Genomic DNA, 16,696 nt, shown 5'->3' with positions numbered 1-16,696 from the left:
CTCAGAGGCTCCCCAGTTTCACGTCCGGGTCGTAGTCACCGGCCACGTCTTTCACGACGGCCTGCGCGCAACGCATCACGCCGTTGGCCGCGTCATAGGCATAGGACGGATCGCCATAAAGCGCCCAACCCCTGTCGAGCGCGGCGGTCACCTTGTGACAGAAGGCCGAACCGTCTTCGCCCGTCAAAAGCCGGTACGCCCGCATCACATGCCCCCGCCCGGGAAGGGCCAGTAGCCCAGCCAGCCATGGACCATGCCGATCAGGCCGTAGACCACCACGGCCGCGACGGCCACGCCGATTTCCTTGCCGATCGGGGCCGGCGCGGGGCGTGCCGGCGCCGGCTCGGCTTTGTTGATCAGGATCACGCTGACCACGGCCCAGACCAGCAGCCCGCCGAAAAGGATCACCGAGGCGAGATCGCCGTTCACCAGCAGATGCGCAACCGCCCATGTCTTCACCGCGGTCAGCTGCGGATGGCGGATGATGCCGCTCAGGCGCGTCTTCGCCCCCGAGACCGCGAACAGGTAGACCGCCAACAGCATCAGGAGATTGTTCAGATGGGTCAGGAAAGACGGCGGAAACCACAGGAACACCGGTTCGGCGGCGCGGTACCCGATCACCATGAGCACGATGGAAGCCAGGATCGCGACGGCGACGAGGCCCTTGCCCTTGTCGCCCATCTCCGCCCGCGCATCCGGCATGAGCCGCTTGAAGAGATGCGCGAAAATCCAGAGCGCAAGGCCGAGAACGAGAAGGATCATGCCGCGGACTCCTTTTCCAGTTTCAGGATCGCCTCGGCGCGGGCGATCGTCTTGCGGGCCGTCTCGACATGAAGGTTCTCCACGATCCGGCCGTCAACCACCGCGACCCCCTCGCCAGAGGCCTCGGCCGCTTCGAAGGCGGCGATCTGGCGGCGTGCAAGGTCGAGTTCGTCTTCGGCCGGGGCGTAGACCGTGTTGGCGATTTCCAGCTGGGCGGGATGGATCAGGGTCTTGCCGTCGAAGCCCATGTCGCGGCCCTGAACGCACTCGGCGCGCAGGCCGTCGGCATCCTTGAAGGCGTTGTAGACCCCGTCGACACAGACCAGGCCCCGGGCCCGCGCGGCCAGCAGACAGAGCGACAAAGAGGTCACGAGCGGGCCGCGGTCCGGCACCAGCCGCGCCGTCAATTCCTTGGCCAGATCGTTGGTGCCCAGCACGAACCCCGCCATCCGCGGCGAGGCGGCCGCGATCTCGCGCGCGTTCAGGACACCCTCGCAGGTTTCCATCATCGCCCAGATGCGGGTGTCGCGCGCGGCCGGGATGCCGTCGAGCCGCGCCTCGAGGCGCATGATGTCATCGGCGTCGTTGACCTTGGGCAGCAGCACCGCCTGGGGCGCGGCGGGACCGATCGCGGCGAGGTCATCCTCGGCCCAGTCGGTGTCGAAGGCGTTGATGCGCACGATCTGCGCGCGCGGCCCGTAGCCGCCATCTACCAGCGTCTTCGCCAGCAGATCCCGCGCCGCGTCCTTCTCGCCGGCGGCGACCGCGTCCTCCAGGTCGAAGATGATCGCGTCCGTCGGCAGCTGCCGCGCCTTGTCCAGCGCCCGGGACTTCGAGCCCGGAATGTACAGGACGGACCGGAACGGCCTTGAAGTGTAGTCCATCGATTCTCGCCCTCCCCTGTTCGTGCCGCAATGCAGCACAGCCCCCGCCCCCGCGCAAGCGCCCCGTGGCCGCACCCGCTCGGCGCGATTTGCCTCAAAGCCGCGTCAATCCCTCCATCCGGCGCACGGCGGGTTAACCCCGCCTTCGTGATTTCGCCGCGAGACTGTCCGGCAGCGGCGATGCGGGGGGCATCTGGGGAAAGGGACCAACATGCGGGACAACCTGTTCGCGCTCTCCTTGGGGTTCGGGGGGCTAATTCTGGCAACGCTTTGGGCTGCGCAGTCCGGCACCGCCGGTGTGATGGCCTGTGGCGACCGCCAGACCGTGATCGACCGGCTGGAGACCCGTTTCGGCGAGACGCGCCAGTCGATCGGTCTTGGCCGCGGCGACCGGGTGGTGGAGCTGTTCGCCTCGACCGAAACCGGAAGCTGGACGATCATCGTCACACGCCCCGACGGGGTGAGCTGCCTGCTGGCGACCGGTGATGCCTTCGAAGACATCATCGTGCCGCAGGGCGACCCGGTCTAGGGACGGACCGCGGGGCGACTCGCCCCGCGGACAGCCCCCGAGAGGGGCGTCCGGGCGGCCGCGCTGCGCCGCAGCGGCAGATATCACGGGGGCCGCGCAGGGGCCGGCGGCGCCAGTTTTCCAATGTTTCTCCGGGAGTTGAACCGCCATCGCCGCCGTCCGCGCGGCGCCGGCCCGCATGGCACCGCGGCGGGAAAGCTTGCGCGGACGGGTTTCCGAGAGTAGGCAAGCGGCGATTTCTAACCGACCGGAGATGGAAACGATGGCTAGACCCAAGATCGCGTTGATCGGCGCAGGCCAGATCGGCGGCACGCTGGCGCACCTCGCCGCGCTGAAGGAACTCGGCGACGTCGTGCTGTTCGACATTGCCGAGGGCACGCCCCAGGGCAAGGCCCTTGATCTCGCCGAAAGCGGCCCCGTCGCGGGTTACGACGTGGCGCTGAAGGGCACCCAGGACTATGCCGACATCGCCGGGGCCGATGTCTGCATCGTCACCGCCGGCGTGCCGCGCAAACCCGGCATGAGCCGCGACGACCTGCTGGGGATCAACCTCAAGGTCATGAAGGCCGTTGGCGAGGGCATCAAGTCCAATGCGCCGGACGCGTTCGTGATCTGCATCACCAACCCGCTCGACGCGATGGTCTGGGCGCTGCGCGAATTCTCGGGCCTGCCGCATGAAAAGGTCTGCGGGATGGCAGGCGTTCTGGACAGCGCGCGCTTCCGCCACTTCCTTGCCGACGAGTTCAACGTCTCGATGCGGGACGTGTCGGCCTTCGTCCTCGGCGGCCACGGCGACACCATGGTGCCGCTGACCCGGTATTCCACCGTCGGCGGCATCCCGCTGCCCGATCTGGTGAAAATGGGCTGGACCAGCCAGGACAAGCTGGACGCGATCGTGCAGCGCACCCGCGACGGCGGCGCCGAAATCGTCAAGCTGCTGGGCAACGGGTCGGCCTTCTACGCCCCCGCGACCGCGGCGATCGAGATGGCCGAGGCCTACATGAAGGACCAGAAGCGCGTCCTGCCCTGTGCGGCCTATGTTGACGGCGCCTACGGCCTGAACGGCTTCTATGTCGGCGTGCCGACCGTGATCGGCGCCGGCGGCATCGAACGCGTCGTCGAGATCGAGTTCAACAAGGACGAGAAGGCGATGTTCCAGAAATCCGTCGACGCCGTGAAGGGCCTGGTCGAGGCCTGCAAGGGCATCGACGAGTCGCTCGCCTGACCCGAACATGGCGAATCCGCGGGCTTCGGCCCGCGGGTTGCGCACCGACAGTTTTGTGATCACACCTAGAAATTGCGTGATCACAAACCGCAGAAAATACGTCGAATAGGCGGGTTTTCAGCGGGTTTTCCTTCTCAGCCCCAATCGTCTGTGCTTAGGTCGCCGTCAACGCAAGAAAGACGGGACAGTTTTCATGAACATTCATGAATATCAGGCGAAAAGCCTTCTGCGCGACTACGGCGCCCCGGTGTCGGACGGCCGCGCGGTGACCAAGGCCGAGGAGGCCAAGACCGCCGCCGGGGAACTCGACGGCCCGCTCTGGGTCGTGAAGGCACAGATCCACGCCGGCGGCCGCGGCAAGGGCCACTTCAAGGAAACCGACGTCGGCGACAAGGGCGGCGTAAGGCTGGCCAAGTCGGTCGAGGAGGCCGAGACCGAGGCCAAGCGCATGCTGGGCCGCACCCTCGTGACGCACCAGACCGGCCCGGCCGGAAAACAGGTCAACCGCATCTACATCGAGGATGGCAGCGACATCGATCGCGAGCTTTACCTCGCGCTGCTGGTCGACCGTGTGACGAGCCGCATCTCCTTCGTCTGCTCCACCGAGGGCGGCATGGACATCGAGGAAGTCGCCGCGTCCACGCCGGAGAAGATCCTGTCCTTCTCCGTCGACCCGGCCACGGGCTACCAGGGCTTCCACGGCCGGCGCATCGCCTTCATGCTGGGCCTCGAGGGCAAACAGGTGAAGCAGTGCGTCCAGCTGATGGGCATTCTCTACAAGCTTTTCGTGGACAAAGACTGCGAGATGCTGGAAATCAACCCGCTGATCGTGACGCCCGCGGGCGACCTGAAGTGCCTCGACGCGAAGATGGGCTTCGATTCGAACGCGCTTTACCGGCACCCCGATATCGCCGCGCTGCGCGACGAGACCGAGGAGGATCCCAAGGAACTCGCCGCGTCGAAATACGACCTGAACTACATCGCGCTCGACGGTGAGATCGGCTGCATGGTCAACGGCGCGGGCCTTGCCATGGCGACGATGGACATCATCAAGCTCTACGGCGCGGAACCCGCCAACTTCCTCGACGTCGGCGGCGGCGCCACCAAGGAAAAGGTGACCGAGGCGTTCAAGATCATCACCTCCGACGACAACGTCAAAGGCATCCTGGTCAACATTTTCGGCGGGATCATGCGCTGCGATATCATCGCCGACGGCGTGGTGCAGGCGGTCAAGGAGGTCGGCCTGCAGGTGCCCCTGGTCGTGCGGCTCGAAGGCACGAATGTTGAACAGGGCAAGAAGATCATCAACGAAAGCGGGCTGAACGTCATCGCGGCCGACGACCTGAGCGATGCGGCCGACAAGATCGTCAAAGCGGTGAAGGGGTAAGGCACATGGCAGTTCTCGTAGACGAAAACACCAGGGTCATCTGCCAGGGCTTCACCGGCAGCCAGGGCACCTTCCACTCCGAGCAGGCGATTGCCTACGGCACCAAGATGGTCGGCGGCGTGACCCCCGGAAAGGGCGGACAGACCCATCTGGACCTGCCGGTCTTCAACTCGGTGCACGAGGCCCGGGCGAAGACCGAGGCGAACGCCTCCGTGATCTACGTCCCGCCGCCCTTCGCGGCCGACTCCATCCTCGAGGCCATCGACGCCGAGATGGAGCTGATCGTCTGCATCACCGAGGGCATCCCGGTGCTCGACATGATGAAGGTCAAGCGCGCGCTGGAAGGCTCCAAATCGGTGCTGGTCGGGCCGAACTGCCCGGGCGTCATCACGCCGGATGCCTGCAAGATCGGCATCATGCCGGGCCACATCCACAAGCGCGGCTCCTGCGGCGTGGTCTCGCGCTCCGGGACGCTGACCTACGAGGCGGTCAAGCAGACCACCGATGTCGGCCTCGGCCAGTCGACCTGCGTGGGTATCGGCGGTGACCCGATCAAGGGAACCGAACATATCGACGTGCTCGAATGGTTCCTCGCCGACGACGAGACCGAATCGATCATCATGATCGGCGAGATCGGCGGCTCGGCCGAAGAAGACGCCGCGCAGTTCCTGGCGGACGAGAGGAAAAAGGGCCGCTGGAAGCCCACCGCCGGCTTCATCGCGGGGCGCACGGCGCCGCCGGGCCGGCGCATGGGTCATGCGGGCGCGATCGTCGCGGGCGGCAAAGGCGGCGCCGACGACAAGATCGAGGCGATGAAATCCGCCGGGATCGTGGTGGCCGACAGCCCTGCGGGTCTCGGCGAAGCCGTGCTGAAGGCGATCGGCTGAGACGACTTCCGATCCCGCGCGCCACGGTGGCGCGCGGGCCAACACGATGGGTGCGACCATGACGGACCAGAGCCCGAACGATCAGTTCCGCTCCTCTTCCTTCCTCCAGGGCCATAACGCCGAATATGTCGAGCAGCTCTACGCGCGCTACGCGAGCGACCCGGCCTCGGTGGACGAAGCCTGGGCAGCGTTCTTCCGATCGCTCGGCGACGACGAGATGGACGTCAAGCGCGAGGCCAAGGGCCCGTCATGGGAACGCAAGGACTGGCCCCCGACGCCGAACGACGATCTGACCAACGCGCTGGACGGCATGTGGACGACCGAGCCGGCGATGGCGGGCGAGATCGCCGGCAAGATCAAGGGCAAGGCGGCAGAGACCGGCGTGTCGGTCACCGACGAACAGGTCAAGCGCGCGGTGCTCGACAGCATCCGGGCGCTGATGCTGATCCGCGCCTACCGAATCCGTGGCCACCTCGCCGCGCAGCTCGATCCGCTGGGAATGCGCAACCCTGACCCGCACCCCGAGCTGGAGCCGCAGACCTACGGCTTCGCAGAGGCGGACATGGACCGGCCGATCTTCATCGACAACGTGTTGGGCCTGCAAGTCGCGTCGATGCGCGAAATCCTCGCCATGGTGAAGCGCACCTATTGCGGCACCTTCGCGCTGCAGTACATGCACATCTCCGATCCCGAGCAGTCCGCCTGGCTGAAAGAGCGGATCGAGGGCTACGGCAAGGAGATCACCTTCACCCGCGAGGGGCGGAAGGCGATCCTGAACAAGCTCGTGGAAGCCGAGGGCTTCGAAAAGTTCCTGCACGTCAAGTACATGGGCACCAAGCGCTTCGGCCTCGACGGCGGCGAGGCGCTGATCCCCGCGATGGAGCAGATCATCAAGCGCGGCGGCGCGCTGGGCGTGAAGGAGATCGTGATCGGCATGCCGCACCGCGGCCGGCTCTCGGTTCTGGCCAACGTGATGGGCAAGCCCTACCGCGCGATCTTCCACGAATTTCAGGGCGGCAGCTTCAAGCCCGAGGACGTGGATGGATCGGGCGACGTGAAATACCATCTCGGCGCCTCGTCGGACCGCACCTTCGACGGCAACGAGGTGCATCTGTCACTGACCGCCAATCCCAGCCACCTGGAGGCGGTGAACCCGGTGGTGCTCGGCAAGGCGCGGGCCAAGCAGGCCCAGCACAACGACGCCGAGCGCAAGCGGGTCCTGCCGATCCTGCTGCACGGCGACGCGGCCTTCGCGGGCCAGGGCGTCGTGGCCGAATGCTTCGGCCTGTCGGGTCTCCGGGGCCATCGCACCGGCGGCACGATCCATGTCGTGGTGAACAACCAGATCGGCTTCACCACCGCGCCGCACATGTCGCGATCCTCGCCCTACCCGACCGATATCGCGCTGATGGTCGAGGCGCCGATCTTCCACGTCAACGGCGACGATCCAGAGGCCGTCGTCCACGCCGCCAAGGTGGCCACCGAGTTCCGCCAGAAATTCGGCAAGGACGTGGTGATCGACGTGTTCTGCTACCGGCGCTTCGGGCACAACGAGGGCGATGAACCGATGTTCACGCAGCCCACGATGTACAAGAAGATCAAGAGCCACAAAACGACGCTGCAGCTCTACACCGAGCGGCTGGTCAAGGACGGCCTGATCCCCGAGGGCGAGATCGAGGACATGAAGGCCTCGTTCCAGGCGCATCTGAACGAGGAGTTCGAGACCGGTAAGAGCTACCGGCCCAACAAGGCCGACTGGCTGGACGGGCGCTGGGCCGATCTCGAAGCCCACAGCGGCAAATACGAGCGCGGCAAGACCGCCATCGCCGAAGAGACCTTCCGCGACGTCGGCCAGGCGCTGACCCGCCTGCCCGAGGGCTACAGGCCGCACAAGACGATCACGCGCCTTCTCGATACCAAGAAGGAGATGATCGAGACCGGCCAGGGGCTCGACTGGGCCACCGCCGAGGCGCTCGCCTTCGGGTCGCTGATGCTGGAAGGCTACCCGGTGCGCCTCGCCGGGCAGGACTCGGCGCGCGGCACCTTCTCGCAGCGCCACTCGGCCATCGTCGACCAGGAAACCGACGAGCGCTACCACCCGCTCAACCACATCCGCGAGGGCCAGGCGAACTACGAGGTGATCGACTCGATGCTCTCGGAATACGCGGTGCTGGGCTACGAATACGGCTACTCGCTGGCCGAGCCCAACGCGCTGGTGCTCTGGGAGGCGCAGTTCGGCGACTTCGCCAACGGCGCGCAGATCATGTTCGACCAATTCATCAGCTCTGGCGAACGCAAGTGGCTGCGGATGTCCGGCCTGGTGATGTTGCTGCCGCACGGCTTCGAGGGCCAGGGCCCCGAGCACAGCTCGGCCCGGCTGGAGCGGTTCCTGCAGATGTCGGCCGAGGACAACTGGATCGTCGCCAACTGCACGACGCCGGCCAACTACTTCCACATCCTGCGCCGGCAGCTCCATCGCAGCTTCCGCAAGCCGCTGGTGCTGATGACGCCGAAATCGCTGCTGCGCCACCGGCTGGCGATCTCGGACATGGAGGATTTCACCAACGGGTCATCTTTCCACCGCGTGCTCTGGGACGATGCCGAGAAGGGCCATTCGGACACCAAGCTGGCCAAGGACGACAAGATCCGCCGCGTCGTTCTCTGCTCGGGCAAGGTGTATTACGACCTGCTGGAGGAACGCGACGCCCGCGGCATCGACGACATCTACCTGCTGCGTGTCGAGCAGTTCTACCCGTTCCCGGCGCTCAGCCTGATCAAGGAACTGGAACGCTTCCCCAAGGCCGAGATCCTCTGGTGCCAGGAGGAACCCAAGAACCAGGGCGGCTGGACCTTCATGGAGCCGAACCTCGAATGGGTGCTGGGCAGGCTCAAGGCGACGCATAACCGCCCGCGCTATGTCGGGCGCCAGGCCGCGGCCTCGCCGGCCACCGGCCTGCTCAAGCAACACAAGGAACAGCAAGACGCCATCGTGAACGAGGCGCTTACCTTCGAGAAGGAATAACGGAATGGCTACCGAAGTGCGCGTGCCGACGCTCGGCGAGAGTGTCTCCGAGGCGACCGTGGCGACCTGGTTCAAGAAGCCGGGCGACCCGGTCCAGCAGGACGAGATGCTCTGCGAACTCGAGACCGACAAGGTGACGGTCGAAGTGCCGGCGCCCGCGGCCGGCACGCTGGGCGAGATCGTGGCCGAGGAAGGCCAGACCGTGGGCGTCGACGCCCTGCTTGCCACCGTCGAGGAAGGCGCCGGCGCCGCCGCGCCCGCGGCGCCGAAGGCCGACAAGGCCGAGGCCGCCCCGGCGGACGACGACACCGGCGGCGGCGAGACCGTCGACGTGATGGTGCCGACGCTCGGCGAAAGCGTCTCCGAGGCGACCGTCGCCACCTGGTTCAAGAAACCCGGCGACGCCGTCCAGCAGGACGAGATGCTCTGCGAGCTGGAGACCGACAAGGTTTCCGTCGAGGTGCCCGCCCCCGCGACCGGCACGCTGTCCGAAATCCTGGCCGCCGAGGGCGAAACCGTGGAAGCCTCCGCCAAGATCGCCACGATGACGACCGGCGCGGGCGCCGCGGCCGCCAAGCCCGCGGAAGCCGCCGAGGCGCCGGCCGCCGGCGACAGCGCCAGTGCGGATGTCGAGGACGCCCCCTCGGCCAAGAAGATGATGGAAGAGCACGGCCTGAGCGAAAAGGACGTGAAAGGCACCGGCCGCGACGGCCGCATCATGAAAGAAGACGTGCAAAAGGCGATCGCCGCCGGCACCAAGGCCAAGCCCGCCGAGGCACCGAAGGCCGAACCGGCCCAGGCGCCCCGCGCCCCCGTCCCGGCCGAGGATGCGAGCCGCGAGGAACGGGTCAAGATGACCCGCCTGCGCCAGACCATCGCGCGCCGGCTGAAGGATGCGCAGAACACCGCCGCGATGCTGACCACCTACAACGAGGTGGACATGACCGCGACGATGGAGCTGCGCAAGGAATACAAGGATCTCTTCGAGAAGAAGCACGGCGTGAAGCTGGGCTTCATGTCCTTTTTCACCAAGGCCTGCTGCCACGCCCTGAAGGAAGTGCCGGAGGTCAACGCCGAGATCGACGGCACCGACATCGTCTACAAGAACTTCGTCCATATGGGCATCGCCGTGGGCACGCCGACCGGGCTCGTCGTGCCGGTGGTGCGCGACGCCGACCAGATGTCCTTCGCCGCGATCGAGAAGAAGATCAACGAGCTTGGCGCCCGCGCCCGCGACGGCAAGCTGTCGATGGCGGAAATGCAGGGCGGCACCTTCACGATCTCGAACGGCGGCGTCTACGGGTCGCTCATGTCCTCGCCGATCCTGAACCCGCCGCAGTCGGGCATCCTCGGCATGCACAAGATCCAGGATCGCCCCATGGTCGTGAAAGGCGAGATCAAGGCCCGCCCGATGATGTATCTCGCGCTCAGCTACGATCACCGCATCGTCGACGGCAAGGGGGCGGTGACCTTCCTCGTGCGCGTCAAGGAGGCGCTCGAGGACCCGCGCCGCCTGCTGATGGATCTCTGAGGAGGATCCCCGATGTTGAACGACGAGCTTTCCATACTCGCCCTCTACGGGCTCTATGTCGCCATCACCCTTGTCCTGCAGGCCACGGGCGCGATGCAGCAGCTCGGCATGGGCTACCTGCTGTCCTCGCGGGACGAGGGGCGCACCGCCAGCGGCATGGCCGCCCGGCTCGAACGCGCGCTCTGGAACTCGGTCAGCGCGATGGCGCTTTTCGCACCGGCCGTCCTGATCCTCGAGGCGCGCGGCGCCTTCTCGGACGCCACGCTCATGGCCGCGCAGGTGTTCCTGATCGCACGGGTGATCTACGTGCCCACCTATGCCTTCGGGGTTATCGGCGTGCGCTCGCTGGCCTGGGCCGCAGGTTTCTTCGCCACCATCATCCTCTACCTGCTCGCGCTCTGAGCGGATGTCGGCGGAACTCACCGTCCTCGCGCTCGCCGGGCTTCTGCAGGCGGTCCAGTACGTGCTGATGGCCGTGCCCGCCAACCTGGAGCTTGGCCCGGGCTACACGGCCGGGCCGCGCGACGACGCGCCGCCGCGGGTGCTCTCGGCGCGGACCGGTCGCCTGGTGCGGGCGCTCGACAATCACTTCGAGGCGCTGATCCTCTTCACCCTGGCCGTGGTCGTCGTCACCCTGTCGAACCAGGCGACCGCGCTCACCGCCGCGCTGGCATGGCTCTACCTCGCGGCGCGGGTGCTCTACATCCCGGCCTACGCCTTCGGCTGGCGACCCTGGCGGTCGGTGATCTGGCTGGTCGGCTTCGGATCATCCATTCTGATCATAATTGCAGCCCTCCGGGGGGCGCTGGGCGGTGCATAAGGTTTGTGCAACCCGCCCGCATGTGTTGTGAATAGGGGCAAAGGCCCAAGGAGAAGAACATGGCAAGCTACGACGTCATCGTGATCGGCAGCGGCCCCGGCGGCTATGTCTGCGCCATCCGCTGCGCCCAGCTGGGACTGAAGACGGCCTGCGTCGAGGGGCGCGACACCCTCGGCGGCACCTGCCTCAACGTGGGCTGTATCCCGTCCAAGGCGCTGCTGCACGCCACGCACCAGTTGCACGAGGCCGAGGAGAACTTCGCCAAGATGGGCCTGACGGGCAAGGCGCCGTCGGTCGACTGGAAGGCGATGATGGCCTACAAGGACGACACCATCGGGCAGAACACCAAGGGCATCGAGTTCCTGTTCAAGAAGAACAAGGTGGACTGGATCAAGGGCTGGGGCCAGATCGCCGGCCAGGGCAAGGTCAAGGTCGGCGACGAGACCCACGAGGCCAAGAACATCGTGATCGCCACCGGCTCCGAGCCGGCCAGCCTGCCGGGCGTCGAGATCGACGAGAAGACCGTCGTCAGCTCCACCGGCGCGCTGGCGCTGGCGAAGATCCCGAAGAAGATGGTGGTGATCGGCGCCGGCGTGATCGGGCTCGAGATGGGCTCCGTCTACAGCCGCCTCGGCGCCGAGGTCACCGTGGTCGAATATCTCGATCACATCACGCCCGGCATGGACGGCGAGGTGCAGAAAGGCTTCCAGCGGCTGCTGAAGAAACAGGGGCTCGACTTCGTCATGGGGGCGGCCGTGCAGTCGGTGGAAAAACTCAAGACCAAGTGCAAGGTCACCTACAAGCTTCGCAAGGACGACAGCGAAGCGACCGTCGATGCCGACGTGGTGCTGGTCGCGACCGGCCGCCGCCCCTACACCGGCGGGCTGGGTCTCGAGGCCGCGGGCGTCGAGACGACCGAGCGCGGCATGGTCAAGACGGACCCGCACCGCAAGACCAGCGTGGACGGCATCTGGGCCATCGGCGACGTGATCGCCGGCCCGATGCTCGCCCACAAGGCCGAGGACGAGGGCATGGCCGTGGCCGAGTCCATCGCCGGCCAGGCGGGCCATGTGAATTACGACGTGATCCCGAGCGTGATCTACACCCATCCCGAGGTCGCCGCCGTCGGCAAGACCGAGGAACAGCTCAAGGACGAGGGCCGCGCCTACAAGGCCGGCAAGTTCAACTTCATGGGCAACGGCCGCGCCAAGGCCAACTTCGCGGCCGACGGCTTCGTCAAGATCCTCGCCGACAAGGAAACCGACCGGATCCTCGGCGCCCACGTGATCGGGCCGATGGCGGGCGACCTGATCCACGAGGTCTGCGTGGCGATGGAATTCGGCGCCGCGGCCGAGGATCTCGCCCGCACCTGCCACGCGCATCCGACCTTCTCCGAAGCCATGCGCGAGGCCGCCCTCGCCTGCGGCGACGGGCCGATCCACAGCTGACGTGGCACCCCCTGCCCCGCCCGGGACAGGGGGCTTCACCGTTCACGGCCATCGGCGTCCCCGCCTGTGCCGCGCCGTGACCCTCCCGCGCCGGGGTTAAGGCAGGGTAAAGGCGCGCTTCATCGTTCCGGAAATATCCTCGGGGGTGAATTGGCCCCGCCCGCGGGGCCAAGAGGGGGCGGAAAGCCCCCTGCCCTAGCCCACCAGCATCCGCAGGCCCTGGGTCACGTCCGTCCGCACGGCCAGCCGGAGCCCCGGCTCGTCACCCGCGCGCAGCGCCGCCAGGATCATGCGGTGATTGAGCGGCGGCTCGGTGCGCTGCAGCCGGCCGTAGAGATGGCGCATCGTGGGGCCGAGCTGCAGCCAGACCGTCTCGGCCATCGCCAGCATGGCCGGGGCCTGCGCCCGAAGGTAGAGGCTGCGGTGGAATTCCAGGTTCGCGCGGATATAGCCGACCGAGTCCTGCTTGGCGATGACCTGCGCGATCGTGGCGTTGATGCTCTGCATCCGGTCGATCAGCGCGATATGCGCCCGCGGCAGCGCCCGCGCGGCCAGTTCCGGTTCCAGCAGCGCGCGCAACGCCGCAAGCTCCTCGATCCGCTCGGGGCCGAGATCCGGCGTGGTGATCCGCCCCGAGGACGACAGCGTCAGCGCGCCTTCCGCCGCGAGCCGCCGGACCGCTTCGCGGGCCGGCGTCATCGACACACCGAAACTCTTGGCCAGCCCCCTGAGCGTCAGGGGCTGGCCCGGGGCCAGCTCGCCATGCATGATCTGCGTGCGAAGCTTGCGGTAGACCCGGTCATGGGCGGCGGCGGTGGTGTCGGCGGGGCGCGGGGATATCAGCATGGGCGGATTGTGATCACGTTCCGCGGTGCGGTCAACGACTGCCGAAATCGAAACGGTGCAGGGCGGGTCCCTCGGCCCGGAGCCAGGCGCGGGGCGCCTCGTAACCGGGGCAGAGCTGCCGGACCACCGCCCAGAAGGCCGGGGAATGGTTCATTTCCGCCAGGTGCGCCACCTCGTGCGCCGCGACGTAGTCGAGCACCTCGGGCGGCGCCATCACCAGGCGCCACGAATACATCAGCCCGCCGCGCGCCGAACACGACCCCCAGCGCGAGCGCGTGTCTCGCAGCGTGATCCCGGCATAGCCGCGTCCGAGCGCCGCCGCATGGAGATCGGAGGCCGCCGCCAGCCGCGCCCGCGCCGCCCCGATCAGGAACGCCCGCAGCCGGGCGGGCACCTGCCCAGGCCGGCCCGGCACGTGCAGCGCGCCGTCCTCCGCCCAGGCTGTCCGGCCCGTACCGGGGCGAATCTCCAGCGTCCGGCCCTCGAAGGGCAGGGTTCCCCCGACCGCCGGCACGATCCGCGGGCGGGCCTCGGCCACATGCGCGCGCAGCCAGCCCGCCTTCTCGCGCAGGAAGGCCAGCGCCTCGCGCTCGGGCACGCGGCGGGGCAGGGTCAGCGTGACCCGCCCGTCCAGCCGCGAGACCCGCAGCGACAGCCGCCGCGCCCGCGCGGACCGTCTCAGCTTCACCGCGACGGGTGGATCGCCCGGCAATGTCAGCTCCGTCATCCGGCCTGGTCCCTCGCCATCTTCCCGCCCCGGACTATGCGCCAAAACCACGCCGGATGCAGGGGCAAATCGCCCGGCGTTTCGCGGCTGCGGAAAGGCTTTGACAAAGCCTCGCCATTTTGGCAGTTGGCACCGATTGACGCGACATCAGCAAAGCCAAGAGGAATCTGATGCCCAAGGAAGAATGGGGCGTGAAACGACTCTGCCCCAATTGTTCGACCCGCTTCTACGATCTGCAGCGGAACCCGATGACCTGTCCCGCCTGCGGGCACAGCTTCGACCTCGAATCGCTGACCGGCGCAAAGTCGCAGTCCACCGCCTCGAGCCGCAAGGCGAAGCCGGCCAAGGCCGCGGCGCCCGCCGAAGAGGCCGAGGTCATCGAGGATGACAACGACTCCGATGTCAGCCTGGGCGATGACGTGCTCGAGGACGACGACGAGGATTCCGTCGATCTCGACGACCTCGCCGACGTCCCGGCTGAGGGCACCGACGAGAGCTGATCCGCCGCATTTTTGCACTTGATCTAGGCGGGTCGCTTCAATATCTACCCTCTGGCGAGCGGGACAGCTCGCCCTCGGTGGGGCCATAGCTCAGTTGGGAGAGCGCTTGAATGGCATTCAAGAGGTCAGGGGTTCGACTCCCCTTGGCTCCACCAAATTTTCCCGCGGACACCGACGGCAGGCGCTGAGGACACGGTCCGGCGGCCCCGATGCCGCATCCCGCGCTTTTCCGCTGGCCAGGGCCCGGCCGGGGGTGTAACGCCCGCGGTGACATCACTCGTATACTCCTTTGACGGACATTTCCCCGATGGATCTGAGAAACATCGCCATCATCGCGCATGTCGATCATGGCAAGACAACCCTCGTGGACGAACTGCTCAAGCAGTCCGGCGCCTTCCGCGAAAACCAGGCGGTCGCCGAGCGCGCGCTCGATTCCAACGATCTCGAACGCGAGCGGGGGATCACCATCCTCGCCAAGGCGACGAGCCTGGAATGGGGCAGCACGCGCATCAACATCGTCGACACCCCGGGGCATGCCGATTTCGGGGGCGAAGTCGAACGGATCCTCTCGATGGTGGACGGTGTCGTCCTGCTCGTCGACGCGGCCGAGGGGCCGATGCCCCAGACCAAGTTCGTCACCTCGAAGGCGCTGGCGCTGGGCCTGCGCCCGATCGTCGTGCTGAACAAGGTCGACAAACCGGACGCCGAACCGGACCGCGCGCTCGACGAGGTCTTCGATCTCTTTGTCGGCCTCGGCGCCGATGACGACCAGCTCGATTTCCCGGTGCTCTATGCCTCCGGCCGCTCGGGCTGGGCCGATGCCGAACTCGACGGGCCGCGCCGGGACCTGGTGGCGCTCTTTGACCTGGTCGTCGCCCATGTTCCGCCGCCGGACCAGATCGCCGCGCAGAACGGCCCGTTCCGCATGCTGGCAACCACGCTCGGCGCCGATCCGTTCCTTGGCCGTATCCTCACCGGCCGCGTGGAGAGCGGCACGCTTCGAACCGGCATGACGCTGAAGGCGCTCTCGCGCGATGGCGCACAGCTGGAGTCGTTCCGCGTCGCCAAGATCCTGGCGTTCCGCGGATTGGGACAGCAGCCGATCGAGGAAGCCGTCGCCGGCGACATCGTGACCCTCTCGGGCATGTCGAAGGCCACGGTGGCCGACACGCTCTGCGATCCGGCCGTGACCGATCCGATCCCCGCCCAGCCGATCGACCCGCCGACGATCTCGGTCACATTCGGGATCAACGACAGCCCGCTGGCCGGACGCGAAGGCAGCAAGGTGCAGTCGCGGGTCATCCGCGACCGGCTGATGAAGGAAGCGGAATCGAACGTTGCCATCCGCGTCAGCGACACGCCCGGCGGCGAGGCCTTCGAGGTCGCAGGCCGCGGCGAATTGCAGATGGGCGTCCTGATCGAGAACATGCGCCGCGAGGGCTTCGAGCTTTCGATCTCGCGCCCGCAGGTGCTGACCCGCGACGAGAACGGCCAGCGTCTCGAACCGGTCGAGGAAGTCACCATCGACGTGGACGACGAGTATACCGGCGCCGTCATCGAGAAGCTCACCGGCCCGCGCAAGGGCGATCTCGCCGAGATGAAACCGGCCGGCCAGGGCAAGACCCGGATCGTCGCCCACGTGCCCTCGCGCGGCCTGATCGGCTACCACGGCGAGTTCCTGACGGACACGCGCGGCACGGGCGTGCTGAACCGCGTCTTCCACGGCTGGGCGCCCTGGAAAGGGGCCATCCCCGGGCGCCGGGCGGGCGTTCTGATCTCGATGGAGGCGGGACAGTCGGTCGCCTACGCGCTGTTCAACCTCGAAGAGCGCGGGCGCATGTTCATCGGCGCGCAGGAGCCCGTCTACGAAGGCATGATCATCGGCGAGCACGCCCGTGAGAACGACCTCGAGGTCAATCCGCTCAAGGGCAAGAAGCTGACCAATGTCCGCGCCTCCGGCAAGGACGACGCGGTGGTTCTGACGCCGCCCGTGCGAATGAGCCTCGAGGAGGCCATCGCCTATATCGACGACGACGAGCTGGTCGAGGTCACGCCCGGCGCGATCCGGCTGCGCAAGCGTTTCCTGGATCCCCACGAGCGCAAGCGCCAGGCCCGCGCCGCGGGCTGA

The 16,696-nt window shown here is 67.2% G+C and carries 16 protein-coding genes and 1 tRNA gene; 12 read left to right on the top strand and 5 right to left on the bottom strand.

Translation table 11 applies throughout. The annotated features are described in order from the left end of the window. Position 1 precedes the first annotated feature (1 nt). From ACQ5SP_RS09105 to ACQ5SP_RS09095, 3 genes are read right to left on the bottom strand one after another with little or no spacing between them, the layout of a single operon-like run. Positions 2-205 carry a DUF1737 domain-containing protein gene (locus tag ACQ5SP_RS09105; protein WP_430938044.1) on the bottom strand — a complete coding sequence of 68 codons (204 nt, stop codon included), beginning with the start codon at positions 203-205 and terminating at the stop codon, positions 2-4. Beyond that, a complete protein-coding gene (locus tag ACQ5SP_RS09100; protein WP_430938043.1) occupies positions 205-762 on the bottom strand; it encodes an NnrU family protein in 558 nt (185 codons plus the stop codon). Before ACQ5SP_RS09100 ends, ACQ5SP_RS09105 begins: the two co-directional genes overlap by 1 nt. After that, the gene (locus ACQ5SP_RS09095) at positions 759-1,646 is read right to left on the bottom strand and encodes an HpcH/HpaI aldolase/citrate lyase family protein (RefSeq protein ID WP_430938042.1); all 888 of its coding nucleotides are present in this window, start codon (positions 1,644-1,646) and stop codon (positions 759-761) included. The genes ACQ5SP_RS09100 and ACQ5SP_RS09095 overlap by 4 nt, the downstream gene beginning before the upstream one ends. 301 nt (positions 1,647-1,947) lie before the next feature. On the opposite strand from ACQ5SP_RS09095, the gene ACQ5SP_RS09090 reads away from it, so the two are divergent. The 9 genes from ACQ5SP_RS09090 (at position 1,948) to lpdA (ending at position 12,495) form a co-directional block, all read left to right on the top strand. After that, a complete protein-coding gene (locus tag ACQ5SP_RS09090) occupies positions 1,948-2,175 on the top strand; it encodes a hypothetical protein (RefSeq protein ID WP_430938041.1) in 228 nt (75 codons plus the stop codon). A 262-nt stretch (positions 2,176-2,437) separates the two neighbouring features. Then, positions 2,438-3,400: a malate dehydrogenase gene (gene mdh, locus ACQ5SP_RS09085; RefSeq protein ID WP_430938040.1), complete on the top strand. Its 963-nt coding sequence runs from the start codon at positions 2,438-2,440 to the stop codon at positions 3,398-3,400. 193 nt (positions 3,401-3,593) lie between these two features. After that, on the top strand, positions 3,594-4,787 hold the full coding sequence (sucC, locus tag ACQ5SP_RS09080) for an ADP-forming succinate--CoA ligase subunit beta (protein WP_430938039.1): 1,194 nt from the start codon (positions 3,594-3,596) through the stop codon (positions 4,785-4,787). Between the two features lie 5 nt (positions 4,788-4,792). Further along, positions 4,793-5,674, top strand: coding sequence for a succinate--CoA ligase subunit alpha (gene sucD, locus ACQ5SP_RS09075; RefSeq protein ID WP_430938038.1), 882 nt, complete (start codon positions 4,793-4,795; stop codon positions 5,672-5,674). Between the two features lie 58 nt (positions 5,675-5,732). Continuing rightward, on the top strand, positions 5,733-8,696 hold the full coding sequence (locus ACQ5SP_RS09070; protein WP_430938037.1) for a 2-oxoglutarate dehydrogenase E1 component: 2,964 nt from the start codon (positions 5,733-5,735) through the stop codon (positions 8,694-8,696). A gap of 4 nt (positions 8,697-8,700) precedes the next feature. After that, positions 8,701-10,227, top strand: coding sequence for a 2-oxoglutarate dehydrogenase complex dihydrolipoyllysine-residue succinyltransferase (gene odhB, locus ACQ5SP_RS09065; protein WP_430938036.1), 1,527 nt, complete (start codon positions 8,701-8,703; stop codon positions 10,225-10,227). A gap of 12 nt (positions 10,228-10,239) precedes the next feature. Next, on the top strand, positions 10,240-10,629 hold the full coding sequence (locus tag ACQ5SP_RS09060) for an MAPEG family protein (RefSeq protein WP_430938035.1): 390 nt from the start codon (positions 10,240-10,242) through the stop codon (positions 10,627-10,629). Positions 10,630-10,633: 4 nt separating this feature from the next. Then, entirely contained in the window at positions 10,634-11,047 is a 414-nt protein-coding gene (locus ACQ5SP_RS09055; protein WP_430938034.1) for an MAPEG family protein, read from the top strand. Positions 11,048-11,106: 59 nt separating this feature from the next. Further along, on the top strand, positions 11,107-12,495 hold the full coding sequence (gene lpdA / locus ACQ5SP_RS09050) for a dihydrolipoyl dehydrogenase (RefSeq protein ID WP_430938033.1): 1,389 nt from the start codon (positions 11,107-11,109) through the stop codon (positions 12,493-12,495). 195 nt (positions 12,496-12,690) lie between these two features. Here the strand turns inward: lpdA and ACQ5SP_RS09045 are convergent, their stop codons facing one another. Next, on the bottom strand, positions 12,691-13,341 hold the full coding sequence (locus tag ACQ5SP_RS09045; RefSeq protein ID WP_430938032.1) for a GntR family transcriptional regulator: 651 nt from the start codon (positions 13,339-13,341) through the stop codon (positions 12,691-12,693). Between the two features lie 31 nt (positions 13,342-13,372). Beyond that, on the bottom strand, positions 13,373-14,068 hold the full coding sequence (locus ACQ5SP_RS09040) for a M48 family metallopeptidase (RefSeq protein ID WP_430938031.1): 696 nt from the start codon (positions 14,066-14,068) through the stop codon (positions 13,373-13,375). A gap of 170 nt (positions 14,069-14,238) precedes the next feature. Between ACQ5SP_RS09040 and ACQ5SP_RS09035 the strand changes: the two genes are divergently transcribed. The 3 genes from ACQ5SP_RS09035 to typA all read left to right on the top strand — a co-directional run bounded on the left by ACQ5SP_RS09035 (position 14,239) and on the right by typA (position 16,696). Then, positions 14,239-14,568 carry a TIGR02300 family protein gene (locus ACQ5SP_RS09035; RefSeq protein ID WP_430938030.1) on the top strand — a complete coding sequence of 110 codons (330 nt, stop codon included), beginning with the start codon at positions 14,239-14,241 and terminating at the stop codon, positions 14,566-14,568. Between the two features lie 79 nt (positions 14,569-14,647). Continuing rightward, positions 14,648-14,723, top strand: a tRNA-Ala gene (locus ACQ5SP_RS09030). Between the two features lie 152 nt (positions 14,724-14,875). Continuing rightward, positions 14,876-16,696, top strand: coding sequence for a translational GTPase TypA (gene typA, locus ACQ5SP_RS09025; protein WP_430938029.1), 1,821 nt, complete (start codon positions 14,876-14,878; stop codon positions 16,694-16,696).

Origin of the sequence: Rhodovulum sp. YNF3179 (genome assembly GCF_050586465.1) — a bacterium.
In the GTDB taxonomy this organism is placed as follows: Bacteria; Pseudomonadota; Alphaproteobacteria; order Rhodobacterales; family Rhodobacteraceae; genus CAJXYS01.
Note: the sequence above shows the minus strand (reverse complement) of the source record. Positions and strands in the feature narration are given on the sequence as shown.

Bases quoted from the DNA above. Each gene is read 5' to 3' on its own strand.
- ACQ5SP_RS09095 (WP_430938042.1), bottom strand. From the start codon at position 1,646: ATGGACTACACTTCAAGGCCGTTCCGGTCCGTCCTGTACATTCCGGGC.
- ACQ5SP_RS09045 (WP_430938032.1), bottom strand. From the start codon at position 13,341: ATGCTGATATCCCCGCGCCCCGCCGACACCACCGCCGCCGCCCATGAC.
- ACQ5SP_RS09070 (WP_430938037.1), top strand. From the start codon at position 5,733: ATGACGGACCAGAGCCCGAACGATCAGTTCCGCTCCTCTTCCTTCCTC.
- ACQ5SP_RS09105 (WP_430938044.1), bottom strand. From the start codon at position 205: ATGCGGGCGTACCGGCTTTTGACGGGCGAAGACGGTTCGGCCTTCTGT.
- odhB (WP_430938036.1), top strand. From the start codon at position 8,701: ATGGCTACCGAAGTGCGCGTGCCGACGCTCGGCGAGAGTGTCTCCGAG.
- ACQ5SP_RS09100 (WP_430938043.1), bottom strand. From the start codon at position 762: ATGATCCTTCTCGTTCTCGGCCTTGCGCTCTGGATTTTCGCGCATCTC.
- ACQ5SP_RS09035 (WP_430938030.1), top strand. From the start codon at position 14,239: ATGCCCAAGGAAGAATGGGGCGTGAAACGACTCTGCCCCAATTGTTCG.
- ACQ5SP_RS09040 (WP_430938031.1), bottom strand. From the start codon at position 14,068: ATGACGGAGCTGACATTGCCGGGCGATCCACCCGTCGCGGTGAAGCTG.
- ACQ5SP_RS09060 (WP_430938035.1), top strand. From the start codon at position 10,240: ATGTTGAACGACGAGCTTTCCATACTCGCCCTCTACGGGCTCTATGTC.
- ACQ5SP_RS09055 (WP_430938034.1), top strand. From the start codon at position 10,634: ATGTCGGCGGAACTCACCGTCCTCGCGCTCGCCGGGCTTCTGCAGGCG.
- sucD (WP_430938038.1), top strand. From the start codon at position 4,793: ATGGCAGTTCTCGTAGACGAAAACACCAGGGTCATCTGCCAGGGCTTC.
- lpdA (WP_430938033.1), top strand. From the start codon at position 11,107: ATGGCAAGCTACGACGTCATCGTGATCGGCAGCGGCCCCGGCGGCTAT.
- ACQ5SP_RS09090 (WP_430938041.1), top strand. From the start codon at position 1,948: ATGGCCTGTGGCGACCGCCAGACCGTGATCGACCGGCTGGAGACCCGT.
- sucC (WP_430938039.1), top strand. From the start codon at position 3,594: ATGAACATTCATGAATATCAGGCGAAAAGCCTTCTGCGCGACTACGGC.
- mdh (WP_430938040.1), top strand. From the start codon at position 2,438: ATGGCTAGACCCAAGATCGCGTTGATCGGCGCAGGCCAGATCGGCGGC.
- typA (WP_430938029.1), top strand. From the start codon at position 14,876: ATGGATCTGAGAAACATCGCCATCATCGCGCATGTCGATCATGGCAAG.